26 protein-coding genes and 1 pseudogene are annotated in these 21,063 nt (G+C 36.3%); 10 read left to right on the top strand and 17 right to left on the bottom strand.

Annotated elements, in window-relative coordinates; translation table 11 throughout:
• The first annotated feature begins 10 nt into the window (after positions 1–10).
• Positions 11–742, top strand: coding sequence for a sporulation protein YunB (yunB, locus tag ACXKY9_RS24715; RefSeq protein WP_000021802.1), 732 nt, complete (start codon positions 11–13; stop codon positions 740–742).
• Positions 743–815: 73 nt separating this feature from the next.
• Here the strand turns inward: yunB and ACXKY9_RS24710 are convergent, their stop codons facing one another.
• A complete protein-coding gene (locus tag ACXKY9_RS24710) occupies positions 816–1,799 on the bottom strand; it encodes a M23 family metallopeptidase (RefSeq protein WP_000944665.1) in 984 nt (327 codons plus the stop codon).
• Between the two features lie 189 nt (positions 1,800–1,988).
• On the opposite strand from ACXKY9_RS24710, the gene lipA reads away from it, so the two are divergent.
• Positions 1,989–2,885: a lipoyl synthase gene (gene lipA, locus ACXKY9_RS24705; RefSeq protein ID WP_000166372.1), complete on the top strand. Its 897-nt coding sequence runs from the start codon at positions 1,989–1,991 to the stop codon at positions 2,883–2,885.
• 20 nt (positions 2,886–2,905) lie between these two features.
• On the opposite strand, the gene ACXKY9_RS24700 is transcribed toward lipA, so the two are convergent.
• Positions 2,906–3,385 (bottom strand): YbaK/EbsC family protein, encoded by a 480-nt coding sequence (locus ACXKY9_RS24700; protein ID WP_000272747.1) that lies wholly within the window; start codon positions 3,383–3,385, stop codon positions 2,906–2,908.
• 74 nt (positions 3,386–3,459) lie between these two features.
• Positions 3,460–4,014 carry a histidine phosphatase family protein gene (locus ACXKY9_RS24695; protein WP_000721050.1) on the bottom strand — a complete coding sequence of 185 codons (555 nt, stop codon included), beginning with the start codon at positions 4,012–4,014 and terminating at the stop codon, positions 3,460–3,462.
• Positions 4,015–4,148: 134 nt separating this feature from the next.
• Here ACXKY9_RS24695 and ACXKY9_RS24690 point away from each other — a divergent pair.
• Positions 4,149–4,583, top strand: a pseudogene (locus ACXKY9_RS24690) (hypothetical protein).
• Positions 4,584–4,613: 30 nt separating this feature from the next.
• On the opposite strand, the gene ACXKY9_RS24685 reads toward ACXKY9_RS24690, so the two are convergent.
• Positions 4,614–5,429: a YhfC family intramembrane metalloprotease gene (locus tag ACXKY9_RS24685; RefSeq protein ID WP_002101508.1), complete on the bottom strand. Its 816-nt coding sequence runs from the start codon at positions 5,427–5,429 to the stop codon at positions 4,614–4,616.
• A gap of 100 nt (positions 5,430–5,529) precedes the next feature.
• On the opposite strand from ACXKY9_RS24685, the gene ACXKY9_RS24680 reads away from it, so the two are divergent.
• Positions 5,530–6,264, top strand: coding sequence for a MerR family transcriptional regulator (locus tag ACXKY9_RS24680; RefSeq protein WP_000178768.1), 735 nt, complete (start codon positions 5,530–5,532; stop codon positions 6,262–6,264).
• A gap of 34 nt (positions 6,265–6,298) precedes the next feature.
• Here the strand turns inward: ACXKY9_RS24680 and ACXKY9_RS24675 are convergent, their stop codons facing one another.
• Positions 6,299–6,877, bottom strand: coding sequence for a YhcN/YlaJ family sporulation lipoprotein (locus ACXKY9_RS24675; RefSeq protein WP_000744039.1), 579 nt, complete (start codon positions 6,875–6,877; stop codon positions 6,299–6,301).
• A 118-nt stretch (positions 6,878–6,995) separates the two neighbouring features.
• Here ACXKY9_RS24675 and ACXKY9_RS24670 point away from each other — a divergent pair, with 118 nt between their 5' ends.
• Positions 6,996–7,298 carry a YutD family protein gene (locus tag ACXKY9_RS24670; protein ID WP_000435943.1) on the top strand — a complete coding sequence of 101 codons (303 nt, stop codon included), beginning with the start codon at positions 6,996–6,998 and terminating at the stop codon, positions 7,296–7,298.
• An 8-nt stretch (positions 7,299–7,306) separates the two neighbouring features.
• Here the strand turns inward: ACXKY9_RS24670 and ACXKY9_RS24665 are convergent, their stop codons facing one another.
• From ACXKY9_RS24665 to glpX, 4 genes are all read right to left on the bottom strand, one after another.
• Entirely contained in the window at positions 7,307–7,828 is a 522-nt protein-coding gene (locus ACXKY9_RS24665) for a GNAT family N-acetyltransferase (RefSeq protein ID WP_000935793.1), read from the bottom strand.
• An 11-nt stretch (positions 7,829–7,839) separates the two neighbouring features.
• Positions 7,840–8,337: a hypothetical protein gene (locus tag ACXKY9_RS24660; protein ID WP_001174574.1), complete on the bottom strand. Its 498-nt coding sequence runs from the start codon at positions 8,335–8,337 to the stop codon at positions 7,840–7,842.
• A gap of 370 nt (positions 8,338–8,707) precedes the next feature.
• Positions 8,708–8,974: a DUF3055 domain-containing protein gene (locus ACXKY9_RS24655; RefSeq protein ID WP_000392606.1), complete on the bottom strand. Its 267-nt coding sequence runs from the start codon at positions 8,972–8,974 to the stop codon at positions 8,708–8,710.
• 16 nt (positions 8,975–8,990) lie between these two features.
• Positions 8,991–9,962, bottom strand: a complete 972-nt coding sequence (glpX, locus tag ACXKY9_RS24650; protein ID WP_000439090.1) for a class II fructose-bisphosphatase — start codon at positions 9,960–9,962, stop codon at positions 8,991–8,993.
• A 147-nt stretch (positions 9,963–10,109) separates the two neighbouring features.
• Here glpX and ACXKY9_RS24645 point away from each other — a divergent pair, with 147 nt between their 5' ends.
• The 3 genes from ACXKY9_RS24645 to ACXKY9_RS24635 all read left to right on the top strand — a co-directional run bounded on the left by ACXKY9_RS24645 (position 10,110) and on the right by ACXKY9_RS24635 (position 12,137).
• On the top strand, positions 10,110–10,550 hold the full coding sequence (locus ACXKY9_RS24645) for a DUF86 domain-containing protein (protein WP_000273999.1): 441 nt from the start codon (positions 10,110–10,112) through the stop codon (positions 10,548–10,550).
• An 80-nt stretch (positions 10,551–10,630) separates the two neighbouring features.
• Positions 10,631–11,263: a helix-turn-helix transcriptional regulator gene (locus ACXKY9_RS24640; RefSeq protein ID WP_000503350.1), complete on the top strand. Its 633-nt coding sequence runs from the start codon at positions 10,631–10,633 to the stop codon at positions 11,261–11,263.
• 109 nt (positions 11,264–11,372) lie between these two features.
• A complete protein-coding gene (locus ACXKY9_RS24635) occupies positions 11,373–12,137 on the top strand; it encodes a TIGR01457 family HAD-type hydrolase (protein ID WP_000276463.1) in 765 nt (254 codons plus the stop codon).
• A gap of 265 nt (positions 12,138–12,402) precedes the next feature.
• Here ACXKY9_RS24635 and ACXKY9_RS24630 read toward each other — a convergent pair whose 3' ends face one another.
• From ACXKY9_RS24630 to ACXKY9_RS24610, 5 genes are all read right to left on the bottom strand, one after another.
• Positions 12,403–12,984 (bottom strand): NAD(P)H-dependent oxidoreductase, encoded by a 582-nt coding sequence (locus ACXKY9_RS24630; RefSeq protein WP_000683436.1) that lies wholly within the window; start codon positions 12,982–12,984, stop codon positions 12,403–12,405.
• Between the two features lie 555 nt (positions 12,985–13,539).
• Positions 13,540–14,355 carry an HAD family hydrolase gene (locus ACXKY9_RS24625; protein ID WP_000575377.1) on the bottom strand — a complete coding sequence of 272 codons (816 nt, stop codon included), beginning with the start codon at positions 14,353–14,355 and terminating at the stop codon, positions 13,540–13,542.
• On the bottom strand, positions 14,352–15,464 hold the full coding sequence (locus ACXKY9_RS24620; protein ID WP_000241505.1) for a cysteine protease StiP family protein: 1,113 nt from the start codon (positions 15,462–15,464) through the stop codon (positions 14,352–14,354). Before ACXKY9_RS24620 ends, ACXKY9_RS24625 begins: the two co-directional genes overlap by 4 nt.
• A 5-nt stretch (positions 15,465–15,469) precedes the next feature.
• Complete coding sequence (locus ACXKY9_RS24615; RefSeq protein WP_000856300.1) at positions 15,470–16,816, bottom strand: phosphoribosyltransferase family protein; 1,347 nt, start codon at positions 16,814–16,816, stop codon at positions 15,470–15,472.
• Positions 16,761–17,864 carry an HpcH/HpaI aldolase/citrate lyase family protein gene (locus tag ACXKY9_RS24610; RefSeq protein ID WP_001106091.1) on the bottom strand — a complete coding sequence of 368 codons (1,104 nt, stop codon included), beginning with the start codon at positions 17,862–17,864 and terminating at the stop codon, positions 16,761–16,763. The genes ACXKY9_RS24615 and ACXKY9_RS24610 overlap by 56 nt, the downstream gene beginning before the upstream one ends.
• 162 nt (positions 17,865–18,026) lie before the next feature.
• Between ACXKY9_RS24610 and ACXKY9_RS24605 the strand changes: the two genes are divergently transcribed.
• The gene (locus tag ACXKY9_RS24605; protein ID WP_000351148.1) at positions 18,027–18,554 is read left to right on the top strand and encodes a GNAT family N-acetyltransferase; all 528 of its coding nucleotides are present in this window, start codon (positions 18,027–18,029) and stop codon (positions 18,552–18,554) included.
• 23 nt (positions 18,555–18,577) lie between these two features.
• On the opposite strand, the gene ACXKY9_RS24600 is transcribed toward ACXKY9_RS24605, so the two are convergent.
• Positions 18,578–19,069: a phosphatidylglycerophosphatase A family protein gene (locus tag ACXKY9_RS24600; RefSeq protein WP_000665094.1), complete on the bottom strand. Its 492-nt coding sequence runs from the start codon at positions 19,067–19,069 to the stop codon at positions 18,578–18,580.
• A 120-nt stretch (positions 19,070–19,189) separates the two neighbouring features.
• On the opposite strand from ACXKY9_RS24600, the gene yutH reads away from it, so the two are divergent.
• On the top strand, positions 19,190–20,191 hold the full coding sequence (yutH, locus tag ACXKY9_RS24595; protein ID WP_000614218.1) for a spore coat putative kinase YutH: 1,002 nt from the start codon (positions 19,190–19,192) through the stop codon (positions 20,189–20,191).
• Positions 20,192–20,252: 61 nt separating this feature from the next.
• On the opposite strand, the gene ACXKY9_RS24590 is transcribed toward yutH, so the two are convergent.
• Positions 20,253–20,468: a hypothetical protein gene (locus ACXKY9_RS24590; protein ID WP_001125494.1), complete on the bottom strand. Its 216-nt coding sequence runs from the start codon at positions 20,466–20,468 to the stop codon at positions 20,253–20,255.
• Between the two features lie 194 nt (positions 20,469–20,662).
• Complete coding sequence (locus tag ACXKY9_RS24585; protein WP_000431159.1) at positions 20,663–20,899, bottom strand: NifU family protein; 237 nt, start codon at positions 20,897–20,899, stop codon at positions 20,663–20,665.
• Positions 20,900–21,063 lie beyond the last annotated feature (164 nt).

The following is a 21,063-nucleotide window of genomic DNA, read 5'->3' as shown; positions in this document are numbered from 1 at the left end:
AGGTTTTTTTATGAGTATATTTCGCTCGAAAAACTCGCGGTTTCGAAGGGGACCTATTGCCTTTCGGTATATACTGCTTATGTCGTTTATTCTTTTTGTTATATTACTTACGCAAGGGTTGTGGATTGTGAATAATAATATTCAGCCGACCTTAATTAAATATGGGGAAGTAGAGACACATAAAATGGCGACGGCAATTATGACGAAGGCAGTAAAGGATCGAATTAATGAAGGATTCGATGTAGATTCATTAATGAAAGTACAGAATGATAAAAACGGAAAAGTATCCACAATTAATTTAAATACAAAGCAAGTAAATGAAATCGTAACATCAACGACCACATACATAGAAAAATATTTGCAGCAAGTAGAACAAGGGAAGTTGAAGGAGCTAGGTATTGCTGAAAAAAACGGCGCGACTATGGCAGTTCCTTTTGGGCGTGTAACTGATAATGCACTTCTTGGTAATATAGGACCAGATATTCCGATTCATTTCACGCCAGTTGGACATGTGAATACAGATATTAAACAAAAAATTGAGCCGCATGGGATTAATACTACAGCGATTCAAATTGTTATGGAAATGGAAGTAACATTGCAAGTGATTATTCCATTTCATACGAAAGAGATAAAGGTGAAACAAAATGTTCCGATTGCGACGCGTATCGTTCAAGGGGAAGTGCCTACGTATTATGGAAGCGGAAGTGTTGCTGTACCTGATAAAAAGAAAACAGATAGTTAGTTGTAAATAAAGTGAAACTCGGCTCAGTCAGGCTTTTACTGGATAAAAAATAACCGTAGCAATGCAGCTACGGTTATCGTTTTGTATTTGCTCGTTCTTTGCGCTCCCAAAGGCTTAAATGCATGTATGGATCGAAGGCCCATTCTGTATAGCCATTGTCTTTATACATGCCAAAATGTAAGTGGGGCGGAAATTTTCCGGCTGTACCAGGAGGTCCATAACCAGTGCTACCAACAAATCCGATTACTTTCCCTGGCTCAACAATTTGTCCAAGCTGTATTTCTTTTGAAAACCCGCCTAAATGAGCGTAATAATGGTAATTGTTATGAAGGTCGCGAATACCAATGCGCCATCCACCAAGGCGGTTCCAACCTTTCGTTTCAATAATGCCATAGCAAGTCGATCTTACTGGCACGCCATATCCGGCAAAAATATCGGTTCCTTCATGAATCCTTCTGCCGCCAAAACTTCTTCCAGCGCCGAAAGTACTACGGTAGCTATGGTCACTACGGATCGGAAGAGGAAAAGCATTTCCTTCTAAATTAATACGTCCATAATGTTTATAAATTTGGGCGTATTCGCTAATTAAATCAACTGTTTTGGCACGTCTATAATATTCCCAGAGCATAATTTTAATACGGTCTTCTGATGTTCCTTGTTTCCTTAAAATAGTCGCTGCGGTATGCAGAAGATCACGGTCGCTATTTGCATTTGCAAATCCATCTTTGTCACCATCTAAACCTATTCCGCCAAATAGAGAAATTGTATGGGGAAGAGTATCGTTACTATTAATAGGTCCAGCCCATATTTCTGGTTTGAAATAAAGGGAAATGATGGCATCTGGTTTTTTCGGAATATCTTTTCTTACGCTCCGTATATTTCTTTCATATTGATCCATTGCAGCTAAGTAATACCATGGAATGCCTGAAGACTGCTCGGTTTCTTTATATAGTGCCATGCGCTTTTCGTATATGCTTTGCTGATTATCTTCACCGTAAGCGATGTTTTGGTGGAGAAGAAAACAAATAGAAAGCAAAAGAGAAATTTTTCGAAGCATGAAATAGACTCCTTTCACAACATCACTCTTTTTAGTGTGGGATATACGGAGTATTTCATTATAGGGAACGATTGGAAAAAATCTTAGAATCTTCATTTGAGCAAATCGCTTTCATACGTTAGAATAGATATGTTACATTGAAAGAAGCGAACACGGTAAACTATTTCATATTGTGCGGAGTTGATAACCATGACAAAACAAACAGAATATAAGCGCAAGCCCGAATGGTTGAAAATTAAGTTAAACACGAATGAAAACTATACAGGCTTAAAGAAAATGATGCGTTCTAAAAATCTTCATACAGTTTGTGAGGAAGCAAAATGTCCGAATATTCATGAATGCTGGGCTGTAAGAAAAACAGCAACATTTATGATTTTAGGTGCGGTTTGTACACGTGCTTGTCGTTTTTGTGCGGTTAAAACAGGCTTACCAACTGAGCTTGATTTACAAGAACCAGAACGCGTGGCAGATTCAGTAGTACAAATGGGCTTAAAGCACGTTGTTATAACAGCGGTTGCACGTGATGATTTAAAGGACGGGGGAGCAGCTGTTTTTGCTGAAACAGTACGAGCAGTACGTCGTAAAAACCCATTCACGTCTATCGAAGTATTACCATCTGATATGGGTGGAGTAGAAGAAAACTTAAAAATGTTAATGGATGCAAAACCAGATATTTTAAACCATAACATTGAAACAGTACGTCGATTATCTGACCGAGTTCGCGCTAGAGCAAAATATGAACGTTCATTAGAGTTTTTACGTCGAGCGAAAGAAATGCAGCCTGATATTCCAACTAAATCGAGCATTATGGTGGGCTTAGGTGAAACGAGAGAAGATTTAATTGAAGCAATGGATGACTTACGTGCAAACAATGTGGATATTTTAACTCTTGGGCAATACCTACAACCATCTAAGAAGCACTTACCAGTTCTTAAATATTACCCACCAGCAGAATTTGCAGAGCTTAAAGAAATTGCACTTAGCAAAGGATTTAGCCACTGTGAAGCTGGCCCACTTGTGCGTTCTTCTTACCATGCGGATGAGCAAGTACGTTCTGCAAAAGAAAAAACAGCAGAAGCTAAATAATGAAAAAAGAGAGCTAACGATTAGCTCTCTTTTTGTTTATACTCTAAAACGGTATTTGGACATGTTAATAAAATCTTTTTTAATTCTTCTGTGGATAATTCAATTGTAAATTCAGGTACACCAGGTGTAATTAAAATTTTATCGTACGTATAAATAGCGTTATCCACAATAATTGTTACATCGTGTGAATATCCGAAAGGAGCCACACATCCCGGCGTACAACCAGTTTTGTCTCGCAGTTCATCAGGAGAACAGAGAGATAAGCGTTCTCCTGTTAGTTCTTTCATCTCTCCCCGGTTGAGCCTTGTGCCCTCTAACGTAAAAAATACGTAATAATCTCCAGACTTTGATTTTAAAAATAAGCTTTTACTTGGAGTGCCTTGTAAGCCGAGTCTCTCACGTACAATCCGATCTGTCTCATAATCGAGTACTGGTTCGTGTTCAAATTTTTCATAAGAAACATTTGTTTTATGTAGTAGAGCAAGTACATCTTCGTACATATGGAGTGATACCCCTTTCTATTATTAGTACAGTTTCTTCTCGTGGCGTCAACTGAATGTTTTGGAAAGGGATATTACTTAGACGATGCTTCCCATAAGCGTTTTATGATACATTGTTCGTCGATTGTAATTTCGTAAATATCAGGATTCGTTAAAGTTCTCCATTCATTAAAGCCAATCGTATGATTAAAATGCTTTAAAATGAGCGTAAGTAAATTGCCATGTGTAACAAGTAGTGTTGTTGTATGGTTTAATTGTAAAACGTCTTGAATAAGCGATATGGCACGGTCTGTTGCTTGTTTTGTTGACTCTCCGCCTGAAAAGGCAATATCTATATTTGTAAAAGTAGATTCTAGTTTTTGCATCCAATCATCCATTGGAACGTTGCTCAATATGCGTTCAGTTAATCGTTCATCTTCTTGGATAGATAAGTTAGCTTGGAGCGCATAGGGCCGAATGGAATCGATAGCTCGGACAAATGGGCTTGAAATAATATGATCGATTTGTAGATGATTTTCTAAGAGAAATGTAGCAAGGGTATTTGCTTGGTCTTTTCCATCGGTCGTTAATTCAGCATCACGTTTTTGCCCAGTTGCTGAACAATGTCGTATTACAATAATTTTCTTCATAATTCATCCCCATCTTTCAAGTTGACGCTATATACTTCGACAAATGTGGAAATAATTCCTTTTTCTTGTAAAACGGCATATGGATTTAAATATGTGGAAAAGTAATGTGGATAATGAACATTTGAGGTGCAATCATGAATAAAATGATATGTATTGTAGTTAGTCTTTGTTTTTTTTATACACTTGTCCACAACTTATGCAGAGTCGAATCAAAAAGTAAATTATCCAAGCAATCGAAATAAGTCATTTGTGAGTGAGGATATTTTTTATAAACAGTTAGATAAGAAAATTTATAAAGAATACAATAATGCAGCATATAGTGTTCGAAAAAAATCTTATTTAAAGAAGTGCCCGATGAAGAATTTTCTTTCCTACAAAAAACAGCCGTGGGTTGTCGGAGTAGTGTGATGCTTCAAGATTTTTTTGTTCATCCTGATCGCCAAGTTTATTTTTTTGCTTCCTTTTCTCAAAATGAAGTAGAAGAGTTTCATAAATATATCGTTATAGATGCAGAAACAAAGAGGGAGCTGCAAGAAGGAAAAAGCTATCATCATTGCGACAATCCATAAAAAATAAACCACCAATCGGTGGTTTATTTTTTACTCCGGTACACTCATTAATTTCGCTTTCATTTTGCGAATAAGAACGACAGCGCCAATTGTACAAAGAAGTGTAATTCCTTCTGCAACGAAGATATTGATTGTTTTTGTTTGGTAAAGGGCCGCGAAAAAGTCTACAAATGCGTGGAATAGTATAGCGTATACTAGGAAGATATATTTCTTCTGTTTTACTGCGTATAAAACAAGCATTGTAAAGGCAATTTGAAGCACGAGTGCCATAATTCTTTCTAAGCTACCAAGGAAGTATAAGTAGGCAGGTTGCTGAATTAACATGTCCTGTAAAATGCTCAGCTCGGGTTTTTGTTCAATCAGTCGAGCGAAGCTACCATCGTTAATAGAATTAGCAAAGATTAATGCTTGTAATGCAGAAAAACCGCCAATTAAAATAGATTCAATTCCGCCGTGACCAATTCCATAAGCGAAGCCATCTTTATATTCTAGATATTTTTTTAGTAAGAAGAAGAAGGCAACGAAGCGTCCTAATTCTTCAAAAATACCAGCAGTCAATCCGCCATAAATTGCGAAGACAAACGGATTTTCTAAAAATGGAGCGATTGTTGGATTACCGCGCATAAATAGGTGGAATGGTGTTTCAAGAATTTGAGTAAATCCGATAAAGATAAGAACACCAATGCCGACTACTTTCCAATTCATATTATATTTTTTACGGAAATAAACGAGTACAATAATTGGGACCAGAATCGAGACAATGAGTTGAAAGATGATGCTGGCAATTACAGTATTTGAAACCATACTTTCACCGCTTTCTAATATATGTACATAACTATTATGCATCAAATATAGGAGAGATGAAACTTTTTAAGATAAAATGAATTTACTTATTGACTCTAACGTTGCGTCATACTTTATCGTATGTACTAAGGGGGAGATACAAATGACAATGAGAGTAAAAGAAGTAGCTGATTTAGTTGGAATTAGTGTGCGCACACTGCATCATTACGATGAAATTGGGTTGTTAACCCCAGACGAGACGACAGAGTCTGGATATCGTCTGTATTCCAATGAAAATTTAGAGACATTGCAGCAAATTTTGTTTTTTAAAGAGCTTGGCTTCCCTTTGAAAAAAATTAAAGAGATTATCATGAGTCCATCATTTGATCGCGAAGAGGCACTAGAGCTTCATAAGAAAATGCTTCTTGAAAAGCGTGCTAGATTAGATAAAGTGATTGCGACGATTGATAAAACAATTCAGCATACAAAAGGAGAGATTGAAATGACGAACAAAGAGAAATTTGAAGGATTCGATTTCAGCCATAACCCATATGAAGAAGAAGCACGTGAAAAATGGGGAGATGCAGCTGTAGATAAAGCGAACGAATATGCAAAAGGTATGTCAAAAGAGAACCAAGAGGAGTTTAATGCTATTTATAGAAATTTAGCAGCGCTTAGACACGGAGCACCAGATTCTAAAGAGGCACAAGAAGCAATTGGAGTGTGGTACGATTACTTGCAAAACTTCGGTGCATATTCATTAGATGCTTTTAAAGGACTCGGTCAAATGTACGTCGCTGATGAGCGCTTCACGAAAAATATCGATAAGTTTGGTGAGGGGTTAGCGCAATTTATGTGTGATGCGATGGAGGTTTATGCGAATCGTAATAAAAAATAAAAAGTAAAACAGGTGGAGATTTTCTCCACCTGTTTTACTTTTTAATCATATCATTCAAAGTCTGATCTCCCGTATTGTTCAAATGAGGATTTTTACTCATTTCACGTTTTAGCATATCGAGGCTTTGCGTATATTCTGTATCATTTAATGCGCCAGATTGAAGACCTTGAATTTGGGAAATCAACTTTTGGTCTGTTGATACATATCCTTTATAATAGCGAGGGACGATGGACAAAGCAGCTCTATATACTTGATCCGCTACGAGTTTTGGATCCGTTGTGTTTGCACGGTATACAACAAATACTTCATCATCGGTAACGAGCGTAGCAGCGTTTGTAACGTCAGGAAGTTTGACTGTCATGCTTGTAATCATTTCAGCGACTTTCTCACGGTTAATGGCCCCTACTTGTTTGTTAGACACTTCATGCTTTTGTTTAGATGAATAACCGACTCTCGTTAATCGTGTATTTGTATTTTCCGTATGATACATGTCGTTTTTGTTGGAAACAAGAACACGGCTTCCTTCTTCACGTTCCATTTCGGCTTTATTCGTTGATTGGCAGCCTGCAAATAAGGAAAGAGTGAGGAGAGAGAGTATAATTTGTTTTTTCACGATGTATCACCTCCTTCTCCATAGCATGCACTAATTTTCAATTTTTTGTATTTGAAATTGTTGGTTGTTATGCTTTGTGATACGATAAAAAGAAGAATGCTTAGAGAGGAAGTTAATGATGGAGCAAAAGCAAGAGATTCATGCTACGGTGAGCATTAATAATGTGCAGTACGAAGTAATTAAAAACTTTCGTGACGGTTTTAGTGAAGAAGCATTTAAAGAGCGCTATGCAGAAATTTTAAATAAATATGATTATATCGTTGGAGACTGGGGATATGAGCAACTTAGACTGCGCGGATTCTTTGATGATAGTAACCAGCGTGCGACATATGATACGAAAATTAGTACGTTAACGGAGTATTTATACGAGTACTGTAACTTCGGTTGCGCACATTTTGTATTACGAAAAGTGAAGAAGTAAAAAAACTCTTACGATTGTAAGAGTTTTTTTTCGTAGCAGTTATACCAATTGTGAGGAGGCTGTTTACTTGAAAAATAAACAGCACCTCGACAAATATAATGATTCTTTTCATACAAGCGCAATGAAACGGGATTGCCAGTGAAAGCATCTAATCGTATGCCCGTATAGTCTTTTCGTTTTGCTTCATTTTCCCAAAAGGATAAAAGTACTTTGCTATATCCTTTTCCTTGGGCGAAAGGATGGATGACGAAAGAATGGACGATAAGAAAGCGACCGTGTGTTTCTGACCAATCAATTAGCTCATATTCTGGAGATTGCCACTCATTCAACACAACAGCACCAACGAGCGAATCATGCTCAAATAGGCAGTAGAGTTCACCTTGTTCTAAGTGATAGGCAATATGTTCTCGAGTCGGATATGAATCATCCCATTGATAAATTTTCTTTTGTAAGAGCGCTTTTTTACATTCTGTATACATTGCATCTAATTCGTCTAATAAATTCATCGTACCTTTTCTCACATTTAGCATGAGACTCCCCCTTATAAACAAATTGAAATAGAATCTCCTTCAGATAGTATTGTATTTGGCTTCATTTGTTGTCCATTCAATTGAATATCCCCATTTTTAATTTTATCCACAATGAGTGTACGGCTCCAGTCGGAAATATATGTGGATAAGGCTTTATCGATGCGGTGGGAACCGAAAACGATGTCTAATACGATCGTGATTTTAGCTATGCCGTTTTCTTTATGTTGCATAATGGAAATAGTAGTAGTTGTTTCGGCTTGATCTTGCTGCGTCATATCGACTGTTTCAACGTGATCAGTAAATGATTTATAAATACGCAGTTTTTGATTCCACGTATGATCTTTCGGACATTTATAAATGGCAAAGCGGTATATGTTTTTTCCGTTGGCGTTATGCCTACGAATATTCGTGTCAGTAAATAAGGTAGTGCGTCTGCAATTTTTACAATACTTTTCGATTGTGTTTTGCTCATTTTCATATAAACTCCAAGAAAGTTGTACTTTCTGCATTTTTCTTCACCTCTTATAGTAGTGGCAAAGAAACGTAATACAGCTATTTGGATGTCTTGTAGTATGAAGACATGAGAAAAAGACAAAAATAAAAGGAGGTTCCCTTAGGAACCTCCGTAAACATCATACTACAGATGCGTTACGTTCCTTTGTAATGGGAATGGGCAGACTACTCCCTTGAAAAAGCGTGGTGCTTTTTTGAGAGTAATGCTATCCAATTGCTGGTCCATTACAAAGTAAATGTTGGCATACGTAGATAACGTCCTTTCTATCCAAATAGATTTATTCTTAATTATAACATATTAGTTTGAAAATTAAAAATAATTACAATAAAAAAACACCAGCTAAAATAGCTGGTGCATACGATAAATTATATAAGTTCAAATAAAAATGAGCGTAATTCTTCTGCAATTTCTTCAGTCATAGAAAATGCGTGCTCTAAGTAGCCTGGTTCGTTTAAATCGTCAGCACCGATGATTGCAAATTTATTGCGTTGCATATCAAGGACAATTGTTTTACCGTAATGACGATCGGAGTATAATAGCGCTAAATCGTGACGCTCATTTTCTCCCATAAAGCTAACGAAACGAGTTTTTGTAGCGACAGTATCGTCGTACAGAAAGAAACGTTCTTCCATACACATGGCTCCTTTATTAAATATCTAAGTTTAAGTGTGGTTTATGATCTAAATGGTGATGCGTTTTAATGAATCGTACTGTTCTTGTTTTGTAACGCATTACGATAGAGTATGTTTCAGCTAAATCTCCACCAAGGAATTTAACACCGTCTAATAACTCACCAGCAGATACACCAGTTGCTGAGAAGATTGCATCATCCCCAGATACTAAGTCATCTAACATAAGAAGTTGACGAGGATCTTCTAATCCCATTTCACGACAACGAGCTTCTTCTTCTTCGTTCATTGGAACTAAACGAGCTTGCATTTCACCTTCAAGGCATTTTAATGCTGCTGCAGAAATAACACCTTCTGGAGCTCCGCCAATACCTACGAATAAGTCGATACCCGTTCCAGGTAGTGCTGTTGCGATTGACGCACCAACATCACCGTCACCAAATAATTTTACGCGTGCACCTTTTGCACGAACACGGTCAATAATATCTTGATGACGTTCACGTTCTTGAACGATAACTGTTAGATCGCGAATCTTTTTATTGTTAGCTTCTGCTACAATTTCAATTGTTTTTTCAATTGGATCATCTAAGCTAATTTTACCAGCTGCTTTTGGACCAACCGCGATTTTTTCCATGTACATATCAGGAGCATGAAGAAGGTTCCCTTTGTCTGCGATTGCAATAACTGCCATTGCATTTGCAAGACCTTTTGCAACGATGTTTGTACCTTCTAATGGATCAACGGCGATGTCTACTTCTGGACCGTTACCTGTTCCTAGTTCTTCACCAATATACAACATCGGTGCTTCATCAAGTTCTCCTTCACCAATTACAACTGTACCTGCCATGTTTACTGAATCGAACATATCACGCATTGCTGTAGTTGCTGCATCATCTGCTTCATTTTTCTTTCCGCGGCCCATCCACTGTGCGGATGCTAAGGCTGCTGCTTCTGTTACACGGACAATTTCTAGTGCGAGTTCACGTTCCAAGATTCCATTCCTCCAATTTCAAAAATCATACAAATATAACTATAACAAATAACGGAGAAAAGGTGAATTCGAAAAATTGTCGATTTTTTCAGAAGAAAGCGTTACAATTAAAATGTAAATGCTTTAATTTCCAGGTAGGTGACATTCATGTATTTTGTAGACAGAAAGAAAATAGAACAAATGCTAGTATGTTTAGAACGAGCAACAAGTACATTTCAAGAGAAAAAGATATATGAAACCGAGTTTGAATTTTACGCATTAGAGCGCATAGCCCATCTTATTATTGATTGTGTATTAGATGCCGGGAATGCGATGATTGATGGATTTATTATGCGCGATCCAGGAAGCTATGAAGATATTATTGATATTTTAATGGACGAGCGAGTGATAAGTGAAGAAGATGGACAAGGGATGAAAGAAATTATCCTTCTTCGAAAAATGCTTACGCAAGACTATATTCAAATGAATCATGATGAATTATATAAGACGATTCAAAAACATATTGCAGTGGTAGAGAAATACCCAGCAAATATTCGCAGTTATTTAGAAAAGGAATTAGGACCTGTATCTGCATTTGTACCAGAATAATTATGCTTATAAGATCCCCAGAGAATGCCTTTTGGGGATCTTATATTGTATGTGAGAAAGAAAAGGGAGAAGGGTGAAGTATGGGGGAAGCACGTACGACGAAAGACGAAATTGTACAATTGTTGAAAGTAAAGGGAGAGCACACGGTAGCTGAACTAGCTGACGTTTTAGAGATTACAGAAATGGCGATCCGAAGACATTTAAGTAATCTTGAGAAAGACGGACTCATTTATTCTAAGATGGTAAGGCAACATGTCGGAAGACCAACTTATTTGTATGGATTAAGTGAAAAGGGAGAAGATACATTCCCGAAAGAGTATAAGCAATTTGCGATTGATATGCTAGAAGATTTAGCTCGAATGGGTGATGAAAAAATACTTCGTTACGTTTTAAAAGAGAGAACGAAGCGAATGGAAGAACAGTTACAAAAGAGAGTGAGTAATCAAAAGAATTTAGCATATAAAGTGCAAGAGATAGCAGCTATGCAAGAGAAAAACGGTTATATGGTTCAAATAAAGAGAGATGGAGAGAATTCTTTCGTAATTGAAAAACAAAACTGTCCGTTAAAGGAAATTGCAGAGAGATTCCCGCAAGTATGTAAAGATGAAAAAGAGATGTATAAGCGTTTATTTGCAGGAGCAGATGTAAAGACGTTAGCAAATATGTGTGAGGGCGATTGTAGTTGTTCTTACCAAGTAAAAGAGAAAAAATGAACGTTATGGGGCGCTTTTAGGTAAAGCGTTTTTTTCTTTGGAAAAAGCGGGTAATATAAGAGTGGTATGATAAGGTGAGAACGTTAGCATAGAAGGAGAGACATAATCGATGTATAAAGGTTACTTAATTGACTTAGACGGTACGATGTATCGCGGGGAAGAACAAATTGAAGAGGCAAGCGACTTCGTAAAAGCATTAGGAGAGCGCGGCATTCCTTATTTATTCGTTACGAATAACTCAACGCGTAAACCAGAACAAGTGGCAGAAAAACTTGTTCGTTTCGATATTCCAGCGAAAGCAGAGCAAGTATTCACAACGAGTATGGCGACTGCGAACTTCATTTATGAACGTAAACAAGACGCAACTGTATATATGATTGGTGAAGAAGGCTTGCATGATGCACTTGTGGAAAAAGGATTTGAACTTGCGGATGAAAATCCTGATTTCGTTGTTGTTGGTTTAGATCGTGACATCACATATGAAAAATTAGCAAAAGCGTGTCTTGCTGTGCGTAACGGCGCAACGTTTATTTCTACAAATGGGGACATTGCCATTCCAACTGAGCGCGGATTATTACCAGGTAACGGTTCATTAACATCAGTTGTAGCAGTATCGACAGGTGTGGATCCAATCTTTATCGGAAAACCAGAATCAATCATTATGGAACAAGCTTTAAAAGTGCTTGGCATAGAAAAAAATGAAGCATTAATGGTTGGGGATAACTACGATACAGACATTTTAGCGGGAGTAAATGCTGGCATGCATACCCTTCTTGTCCACACTGGAGTCACAACTGTGGAGAAGTTAACAGAATATGAAGTACAACCAACGCAAGTTGTGCATAACTTGACGGAGTGGATTGAGAAGATGTAATGAAGAAAGCTGTTCCAAACTTTGGAACAGCTTTTTTTCTAATATTTGCGGGCAGCCCGATTGGTGTGGGCTAACATTCAGTTGTGACTAGTGTCGATTTTTGTCGGTAAGTCGATATATTTGAAAAATCGCCGATATAATATGAGTTGCGCCGATATATTTAGAAAATCGCTGATATAATATGAGTTGCGCTGATATATTTAGAAAATCGCTGATATAATATGAGTTGCGCTGATATATTTAGAAAATCACTGATATAATTTTATTAAAAAGCACGATTCACAACGTCTTTAACCTCTTCAAGATATTGTTTACGCACACTGTCATCCACAGAAGGAACACTTGTATAGAATGTATGCTCAATTGTTTCAATGCCTGTAAATTCAAAAATACCAACATCCGCTGTTTTCTTCATCGCATCAAACATGCCGCCTGCTGTGTATGCTTCTTTCGTATTGCCCATTGTAGATAATAACAATCCTTTTTTACCGCTTAATAACTTTTCAATACCGTTTTCACCGTAAGCATAAGCAAATCCATGGCTAAACACACGGTCAACGTATCCTTTTAAAATAGCAGGAAGTCCCGCCCACCAAACTGGATAAATAAATGTAATGCTATCAGCCCAAGAGATATGCTCTTGTTCTTCTTTAATATCTTCTGGTGTATTTCCTTTAGAAAATGAGATGAAATCGGAAGCGCCTAATACTGGATTAAAGTTTAATTCGTATAGATCGCGAACGCGTACTTCGTGACCTTTTCCTTCTAATTCACTTTTTACCGTTTCTAAAATCGCATGGTTGAAGCTTTCTGTATTCGGGTGTGCATAAACGATTACATGTTTCATTTTTCTTCCTCCTATTTGTGGATATGTGAATAGTTATTTGTATATCTGTAACTATTATGGTTACTGTTTTTGTAGAAGTCAAGTAATACATATGTATGTATAAAAAGACGCCCGAAAATCGCCTTTTTATACCCCGCTCATACAAAGTACAAAGAAGACAAATAAAATAATGACAAGCCCGATGCCGAAATTAAATACGAGAGTGCTATCCATATATGTAGCCTCCTTGTTTGAAAGTAAAAAGCACTCTAGTTAAGAGTGCTTTTTTATTTTGAATCTACTTTATAACTTTTAGAAAGTGATTCATGCGTGTAATGATTTACATTATTTTATGTATTTATACTTTGAAATGAGTAAGTCCTTGTTGGATATAGAAAAAAAGACACTCGTTGGAGTGTCTTTTAAGATGACAAAATGTGCCAATTGCTTGAGGTTGATAAGACGCTAATTTCCGTGTTAACGCCTTTTCTTTAATCAAGAAGTGTAGCAACAGCGATTCAAATAAATTGTACCACTTGTTTAATTATGGTGCGTATGCAATTGTGCATATTATGATCATGGGGTAGGTAATGAACTGTGAATAATTTGAAGTGATTTATTTACGATTTCTTCTGCAGCATATATGCCAATTGCGTCTGTTTTTAAAATATGGGGTTGTAAGTTATCATGCATTGCCCCTAACTCACCATGAAGTGGTGCGAAGGCATGGTTCGCCTTTTCAAGCATGCATAAATCAAGTAAAGAATCCCCAGCTGTAATAATCGTATCTATTTGCAAAATTTCTTTTATATATTGCACAGCGTCCCATTTGTTAATTGGTTTTGGTACAAAGTATAGCTTTCTACCTTGAAGTGAATGATTCCAGCCTTGTTTGTCTAACCAGGAAGTGAAAGATGATAATTCATCATAAGGAATGTTCTCCCGTTTAATAATGCAATAATGGAATAGATCATCGGCTGTTTTTTGTGATATAACCCAATCTTTATGAGCTATTTGTCCAAATTCCTTTAGTATGTCGTTTCTCTCTATACATTCAACCGATAGTCTTTCTTTTACTGTCCTGTTCCAAGTACCATCTTGTTTCCCGTTATGAAGGATATTACCGCCATTACTTGTAATGGCGTATTCGGGAATGATTTCGTCTTGGAATAAAGCAATCCGCTGAAACTGCTCAATAGTTCTTGTTGTAACTGGGATGAAATGTGAGTGCAGTTGTAATTTTTTTAGTAGTGAAATGGTTTTATGTGATATAAAAGAAATTTCTTTCCCATCTAAAGTTTCAATGAGTTGAATTGATTCATCTTCTATAGGGGCACGAAACGATTTCCGGGAATAAATAAGCGTCTGATCAAGATCACTGGCGAAAATCATATCGTTTTCCTCCTAAGGGGCTTAATGAGCCCGCAACATGAATAAGCCATATTCTCATAGATTTCAATAGAGACATTCTTTTCTTTAGCAAGAAGTAAAATATGCTTTAAATCGGGATTGTTTTGCTTACGTATTAAAATTTTCCACGGTATTCTCCGGAGTAATACGCGAGTTGTTTCACCGACTCCTGGTTTAATTAAGTTAATATCGTCAATTTCAAAGTGATTTTGGATAGACTGTATATCTTTTAATCCTTGCCAAGAGGGATCAGTGTAAGTTGAAGTAATATAACGTAATTGATTATCTATATGAGAATGAACAGAAGGGAATAAATCTGTTACCTCATCAACGAAGAAATTTGATAAGTCTTCTTGCTCTAGCTCTTTATAATATTTAACACCATGAAAATCATTTGGACCGATATAGGTGTCATTTAGTACAGTGCGGCTAATGAGTCCAGAGACTGTTGCATTTAAGCAAGCGCTAGGAATAAGAAAATCTTCACGTGTACCGTAAATTGAAGTACAGTAACCGGGATCAGCAAGCACAGCCATACAATGAGAAATGTGTGTATTATTTCGTTCGTTAAATGTGTGTACTGCATATTCTAATTCTTTTTTTATTGCACCTTTTCCAGTCCACCCATCAATGAATTGAATTGTTTCTTTAGGGTGATGTTCCAAAATATAATGGAGTGCATTTTCATCAATACCGCGTCCGCGAACAATAGAAATACAATAGTGAGGTACATCAAGGTTGTATTGATAGCGTATGTAGCGTTTGATAAGAATGCCAATAGGTGTACCAGCACGAGCTAATGAAACGAGGACAAGGTTAGTTCCTTTAGTTTGTATAATCTGTTCGGCGACAACTCCAACAGCGATGGCTAGTTTGTGTTTGTATTGTTGCAGGGAAGAAAAGAATAAATCCATATACGCTTTAGAGGGTTTATATTCCATTGGTAACATTTCGGAATAATGTGTGCCAGCTTGAATTGCTTGTTCTCTAGTTTCCGTGGAACTTTCTTTCATTAAATCACTAATATCTTTTAATAGAAAAATAGCATCATTTGGATTGTAACTACTAATATGAGAATTTACTTTTACCATAATTATCAACCTTCCTTTTCTATGCTATTTGAAAATGAGACGATATGAATAAAAGGAATAACTGTTTGTAACTGCTGTAGAAGAGGAGATAGGGCTTCTTCCCCTAAATCACGCTCAATGAAAACAAATACTTCATCGTAATCATGAGGTGAAATATTATAAAAGTAATTTGTAATAGTAGAATCTTCAGGACTTGGATATGAGAAATGATTATGAATGGCGTAGTTCACATCATTTGAAACAGAATGGATAGGGCTTCTTGTTGTAGATTGATATAAAATATTTTCACCCATTTCAGCAGCAATTTTCATTGGGATATACATAAATTCACCCGTTCCGAGACAGAGTGTTCGTTTTCCAATTCTTTCTCTTTTTAAAGTTTTTCCTGCTTCTTGGGCGAAAGAATGAATGTGCTTTTGTTCATATGCTGAAATGCCAAATCGCCCAGTATATTTTATATAATTTGATGTATAGGGTGATTTTAGGCAGGTAAGGGTATGTTTTTTGAAATCAGGTTTTGTTTCTTCAATTTGAATCTCTTTTTTTGCAATATTTAATGGTTGGCCAGTTGTATGAATACTGCCTTCTAATAAAGAAATAACATGAACCTTAATTTGAAGTTCTTCTTCTAATTGTTTAAATTGTTTTCTATTAGTATGAGAACGCCAGTCTAACAAAGAAGCAATTATATATTCTTCTCGTGGGAATTTATTTTGAATAGATCTAATAATATTTAATGCTGTTTTTCCTGTTGTCATCTCATCATCTACGAGAACAATTGGATTGTTGTTTTGAAAAAAGCTTTCATCTACATAACAACGGTGTGATGTTGCATGAGAATGTTCTTCCTCAAATGTAATGACAGATTCTAGGTGGGGTATCGATTCCCTAGTTGTATGTACATACTTTGCATTTTGAAAGCATTGAAACATAGAATGACCAAGTGATGTCGCTGTTTCAGCGAATCCGATGAACAAAACTTCTTCTTGCAGAGGATATTGATAACGAAATACTTCCTCTGGGATTTCATCAATTTCTAATGAAATGAGATTTAAAATTTCTTTTTGAAATGGATGAGAAATATTATGTAGTATTTCCATATATCTTGCAGCGAGAGCAACTCCACTTGATAGAGAGACTGCAGGTTTAATAGGAAGATGCTTTCCAAGGATTGTACTCACAAATAAAAAACTACGTTTCTTATTTATTCTCGCAGCCATTTGAAAAAGATTGTCTAGCGCTAAATTATATGGATTATCACGTACTTCTACATGAACTTGTATATTATTTAAAACGTTATACGTGTTGCTTTGCGTTTGTAATAAGGAGATCGGTGAATTGTTTGTTTTCATGTAGCACCCCGTAAATATTAGATTTTAAAATGGTTTTGCGAGCCCAGCCATAATGAGGTTTTACTTCATTCATTTTGTTAGAAAAACTGCTTTTTAGCACTCCATTATACGTATCTGCATTTTGTAAAATTAATCTCGCATCTAAATAATCTTCCATTGTGACAATGTGCATTGCCTGTACAACTTTAATATGAGATGGGTGAATAACTGTCTTTCCGATTAAGCCATTTGCATGGTCAAGTGATACCTCTTGAATAAGCCCTTCTTCATGATCATTAGAAAAATATTCCCATACACATCCTGAAATAATATATTCATTTGTTGCCCTTGAGAAAACGTTAATAATGTCTGAAATACAATCACGGACAACAGTAATATGATAGATAGGTGTGTATTTATTGCGCCGAATACTAAATATACTTGAAAAATCAGTAGCACCAATACGTACATTTAAGATGTAATCGTGATAAGAATCTAGTAAATCCTTTATTTGTAATAATGATTCTGCCCGTGTTTCCTTATACATAATTTCGGGTGATTCTAAAATCGGCATGCCATATAGCGATAATGAGTATAACTCGTTTATATATGCAAGCTGATCGATATAAGTCTTTCCGTTAATCGGTGTGAATTTTGGAAAGACAAAACCACATAAACAATGAACAGCACTACCTAATTCAGTAACAATTTTCTTCATTTGACTTGGCTGTCGAACTCTAATAAAAAGAAGTGGGATGTCTGCTTGATTTAGTATGTTGGCACTGACTAAGTTAGCGATTTGCTGTATTTGAACGACGATGTTTTGCTCTGCAAGTTTTACTTCCTCATCGCTTATAGCGTCCTCTAGACAAAGAATAATTGAGATAGCATCCACATGTTTCCTTCTAATTATATCTTCCGCAATCGTTTCTTTCGTGCCAGGAGTATATAGTGTAGCGCCTAGTGCGTAAGCTAGTTGTTCTTTTCCTATATTTTTTGAAAAACTAAGAGGTTCTTTATAGAAAAAATTTTGCCGTTCTTCTGAGGAGAGATAAGAAAAGTAATTCAAATTGTCACCACCTTATTTATAATGATTCTGTTTAATCGTAACATAATAAGAAAAATCTTCCATAAAAATTAAGCAAGAAATTAAAAAAATATATTGAGAAAGATGAATTATAAGATGAATATCGAATATTGTTAATAGAAATATAATAGGGGGAAAGAGAAAGTGGATATACATAAATTAACAGAGGAAGAAGCAAATGAGATAAATACTTGGACGTACGAGGAACCATATAATTTATATAGTTTTTCAGGCGAGAAAGAAGTAATGGAAGAGCTATTAGATGGAACGTATTATGGCTGTTGTGATGATCAAGGAGACCTCATCGGTTATTTTTGTTTTGGAGCAAATGCACAAGTACCAGGTGGAAGAGATGCTCATTTATATGGTGGAAGAGATGCTCATTTATATGGTGGAAGAGATGCTCATTTATATGGTGGAGAAGATGTGATTGATATTGGACTTGGCATGAAGCCGGCGTTAACCGGGAAAGGAATGGGGAAAGAATTCTTCCAAGCTGGAATAGCGTTTGCCACGAAAGAGTTTAATGCAAAAATGTTTCGATTAAGCGTAGCGACATTTAATACAAGAGCGATTACGTTATATAAAAATATCGGATTTAAGCAAGGGCCTATTTTTTTGAGTCGCGGAAGAGAATTTATGCTGATGGAATATGAAAGACCGTCAGCATGAACCTGACGGCCTAGAAAACACTATTATTCTGAGTGCTCAGCTCGGTGCGCTAAACGGCTTGAAGCAGCGGCAGCGATTCCGCCAACGATATCATCAAGGAACGTGTGCACCTTTCCAGTTGATTTATCATTTAAGTATTCTAAAATACCAGGTTTTAATTTATCAATATATCCAAAGTTCGTGAAACCGATAGAGCCGTACACATTCACGATAGAAAGTGCGATAACTTCATCAATTCCGTATAAGCCTTCATCACGTTTTACAATATCTTGTAACGGTTCACTTAGCATTCCCTTTTCAGCAAGGACATCAAGCTCGATACCAGTAATCAGTGCGTTTTGTACTTCACGTTTTGATAGTACACGTTCTACATTGTAACGGCATTCTGACATCTCTAAATTTGGATGATATTTTTTTTGAAGAAAATGAACAAGTTCAGCAATATCGTCAATTGTTACACCGCGTTCTTGTAATAGTTTTAATGCTCTTTCTTGTAGTTGATTTGATTCTTTCATGTTTATCACCTTTTTTTCTTTTTAGTATTTGTATACGTTTCGTTGCTTTATCATGTGCATAGGAATGAAAGGCGAGCACAAGCTCATATATATAAAGAAAAACCATAGGTGGCGACTGCGATGATTCAGCATATTTATGAGCATTATCACATGCATGTTAAAGAATTAATCCCCCTTGGCCCCTATAAAAGCTTTTGGATTCGCAACAAAATTTATGTACTTGTTCCAATTGGAGAAATGGAGGAAGAAGTACTTGTAGAGATGAAAAAGCTCAGTGATTATATGAACCAGCAAGGGGATATAACTGTAGCGACTTTCGTTCCGACTATACACGGCTACTATGTAAGTGAGATAGAAGAACAAAATTATTGCTTATTAAAAGGTATGCGCACGTTAGAACGACATGCTATGTCATTAGGAAGTGAGCTTTCTATATTCCATAAACGAGGTGCATTCTTTCCAGAAGAAATTGAGCAATTAAGCCGAATTGGTGAATGGAAAGCGTTATGGGAAAAAAGGCTCGATCAATTAGAAAAGTTTTGGCAATCACAAGTGATGAACCACCCTTCAGATGTATTCGATCAATTGTTTATTGAATCCTTCCCGTATTACTTAGGAGTTGCAGAAAATGCCATTCAATATGTTGTCGATACAGAAATGGATGATACGCCGCAACTAACGGATGCAGCAACAATTTGCCAAGAACGATTCACACCTTTATTATGGCATCAAACGAAGCGTCTCAAACTTCCTTTTGATTGGGTGTATGATCACCCGAGTCGAGATATTGCAGAATGGATCCGCCATATGACGATAGAAAAAAAGAAAGACTGGGAGCAAACAATCGTTCAATTTGTTACGGATTATGAACGGAATTATTCGCTATCCTCATTTGGCTGGCGCTTATTATTTGCAAGGCTCCTGTTCCCGCTGCACTATTTTGAAACGGTCGAACGATATTACCAAACTGGAAACGAAGAACAAAAAAGCATATATAGAGATCGCTTAGAAGCCATTTTACACGATGTGAACCGCTCAGAGCAATTTATGAAGCATTTTTATGGTTCGCTTCGTTTACCAGTAGATAAGCTTGGGATTAGAAAATTAGATTGGTTATCTTAAAAATATAAAAAAGAGACCGAGTGAGGTCTCTTTTTTATATACCACAATTTTATGTAATACATTATGCCCCTACCTGCTGATCTGTACATATATTTAAAACGAATTGATGCTTTTCGAGCTTTTCATTTACTTTACCCAATAATTCTTGCTGGATTTCTTTAAATAAAAATTGATAGCTTGTATTCCACGTTGGTATAGCGGATGAAAGGCCTAATAAATACTCTTTTTTCTTTTCTAGTTCTTGAATTGTTAAAAAAGTGTTCCCCATTTTTGGCATGTGTCGTCCCCCTATGTTTTTTACTTTATATGTGTGAACGATTCACTATATAGTATTAATTATCGCATTTTTTGAGAGGGATTTCCAATTTTGTTTTATGATGTTAACGGATAAATGTGATTTGAATAAAAAAAGGAGACCAAATTTGGTCTCCTTTTAGCAAGTGACTTTGAACGAGCCGCTTCCGCTTTTAATTAAAATACTTGTTCTACTTCGATAACGCCTGGTACTTCTTCAAGTAACGCGCGCTCGATACCAGCTTTTAGTGTGATTGTAGAACTTGGGCAGCTTCCGCATGCACCCATAAGGCGTAGTTTTACGATACCTTCTTCAATGTCTACTAATTCAACGTCTCCGCCATCGCGAAGTAAGAATGGACGTAATTTATCTAATACTTCTAATACTTGTTCTTGCATATGTGGGTTTTCCATTTTTATCGACTCCTTTCATCAGTTTTATTATAATCAAGATAGAGGGGAAAATCTATTTTTTCTCTTCTTGTTTTATTGTCGAAATTTTGTATCGTGTTTTTTCAGTATAGGGGTATGGAATAAGTTTGTAAAATGATGTGCTTATGTAATAAGACATCTGAATA

This window comes from Bacillus sp. 2175, from assembly GCF_057812155.1.
The sequence above is the reverse complement of the archived record's forward strand: the minus strand, read 5'-3'. Positions and strand labels throughout refer to the sequence as shown.

What these genes read in the sequence shown, in the direction of transcription:
- ACXKY9_RS24630 (WP_000683436.1), bottom strand. Translation starts at nt 12,984, where the DNA reads ATGAAACATGTAATCGTTTATGCACACCCGAATACAGAAAGCTTCAAC.
- ACXKY9_RS24665 (WP_000935793.1), bottom strand. Translation starts at nt 7,828, where the DNA reads ATGCTAAATGTGAGAAAAGGTACGATGAATTTATTAGACGAATTAGAT.
- ACXKY9_RS24585 (WP_000431159.1), bottom strand. Translation starts at nt 20,899, where the DNA reads ATGGAAAACCCACATATGCAAGAACAAGTATTAGAAGTATTAGATAAA.
- ACXKY9_RS24700 (WP_000272747.1), bottom strand. Translation starts at nt 3,385, where the DNA reads ATGTACGAAGATGTACTTGCTCTACTACATAAAACAAATGTTTCTTAT.
- ACXKY9_RS24625 (WP_000575377.1), bottom strand. Translation starts at nt 14,355, where the DNA reads ATGATTTTCGCCAGTGATCTTGATCAGACGCTTATTTATTCCCGGAAA.
- ACXKY9_RS24655 (WP_000392606.1), bottom strand. Translation starts at nt 8,974, where the DNA reads ATGGAAGAACGTTTCTTTCTGTACGACGATACTGTCGCTACAAAAACT.
- lipA (WP_000166372.1), top strand. Translation starts at nt 1,989, where the DNA reads ATGACAAAACAAACAGAATATAAGCGCAAGCCCGAATGGTTGAAAATT.
- ACXKY9_RS24640 (WP_000503350.1), top strand. Translation starts at nt 10,631, where the DNA reads ATGGGGGAAGCACGTACGACGAAAGACGAAATTGTACAATTGTTGAAA.
- ACXKY9_RS24645 (WP_000273999.1), top strand. Translation starts at nt 10,110, where the DNA reads ATGTATTTTGTAGACAGAAAGAAAATAGAACAAATGCTAGTATGTTTA.
- ACXKY9_RS24710 (WP_000944665.1), bottom strand. Translation starts at nt 1,799, where the DNA reads ATGCTTCGAAAAATTTCTCTTTTGCTTTCTATTTGTTTTCTTCTCCAC.
- ACXKY9_RS24620 (WP_000241505.1), bottom strand. Translation starts at nt 15,464, where the DNA reads ATGGTAAAAGTAAATTCTCATATTAGTAGTTACAATCCAAATGATGCT.
- ACXKY9_RS24590 (WP_001125494.1), bottom strand. Translation starts at nt 20,468, where the DNA reads ATGCCAAAAATGGGGAACACTTTTTTAACAATTCAAGAACTAGAAAAG.
- yunB (WP_000021802.1), top strand. Translation starts at nt 11, where the DNA reads ATGAGTATATTTCGCTCGAAAAACTCGCGGTTTCGAAGGGGACCTATT.
- ACXKY9_RS24685 (WP_002101508.1), bottom strand. Translation starts at nt 5,429, where the DNA reads ATGCATAATAGTTATGTACATATATTAGAAAGCGGTGAAAGTATGGTT.
- ACXKY9_RS24695 (WP_000721050.1), bottom strand. Translation starts at nt 4,014, where the DNA reads ATGAAGAAAATTATTGTAATACGACATTGTTCAGCAACTGGGCAAAAA.
- ACXKY9_RS24670 (WP_000435943.1), top strand. Translation starts at nt 6,996, where the DNA reads ATGGAGCAAAAGCAAGAGATTCATGCTACGGTGAGCATTAATAATGTG.
- ACXKY9_RS24615 (WP_000856300.1), bottom strand. Translation starts at nt 16,816, where the DNA reads ATGAAAACAAACAATTCACCGATCTCCTTATTACAAACGCAAAGCAAC.
- yutH (WP_000614218.1), top strand. Translation starts at nt 19,190, where the DNA reads ATGATTCAGCATATTTATGAGCATTATCACATGCATGTTAAAGAATTA.
- ACXKY9_RS24600 (WP_000665094.1), bottom strand. Translation starts at nt 19,069, where the DNA reads ATGAAAGAATCAAATCAACTACAAGAAAGAGCATTAAAACTATTACAA.
- ACXKY9_RS24660 (WP_001174574.1), bottom strand. Translation starts at nt 8,337, where the DNA reads ATGCAGAAAGTACAACTTTCTTGGAGTTTATATGAAAATGAGCAAAAC.
- ACXKY9_RS24635 (WP_000276463.1), top strand. Translation starts at nt 11,373, where the DNA reads ATGTATAAAGGTTACTTAATTGACTTAGACGGTACGATGTATCGCGGG.
- ACXKY9_RS24680 (WP_000178768.1), top strand. Translation starts at nt 5,530, where the DNA reads ATGACAATGAGAGTAAAAGAAGTAGCTGATTTAGTTGGAATTAGTGTG.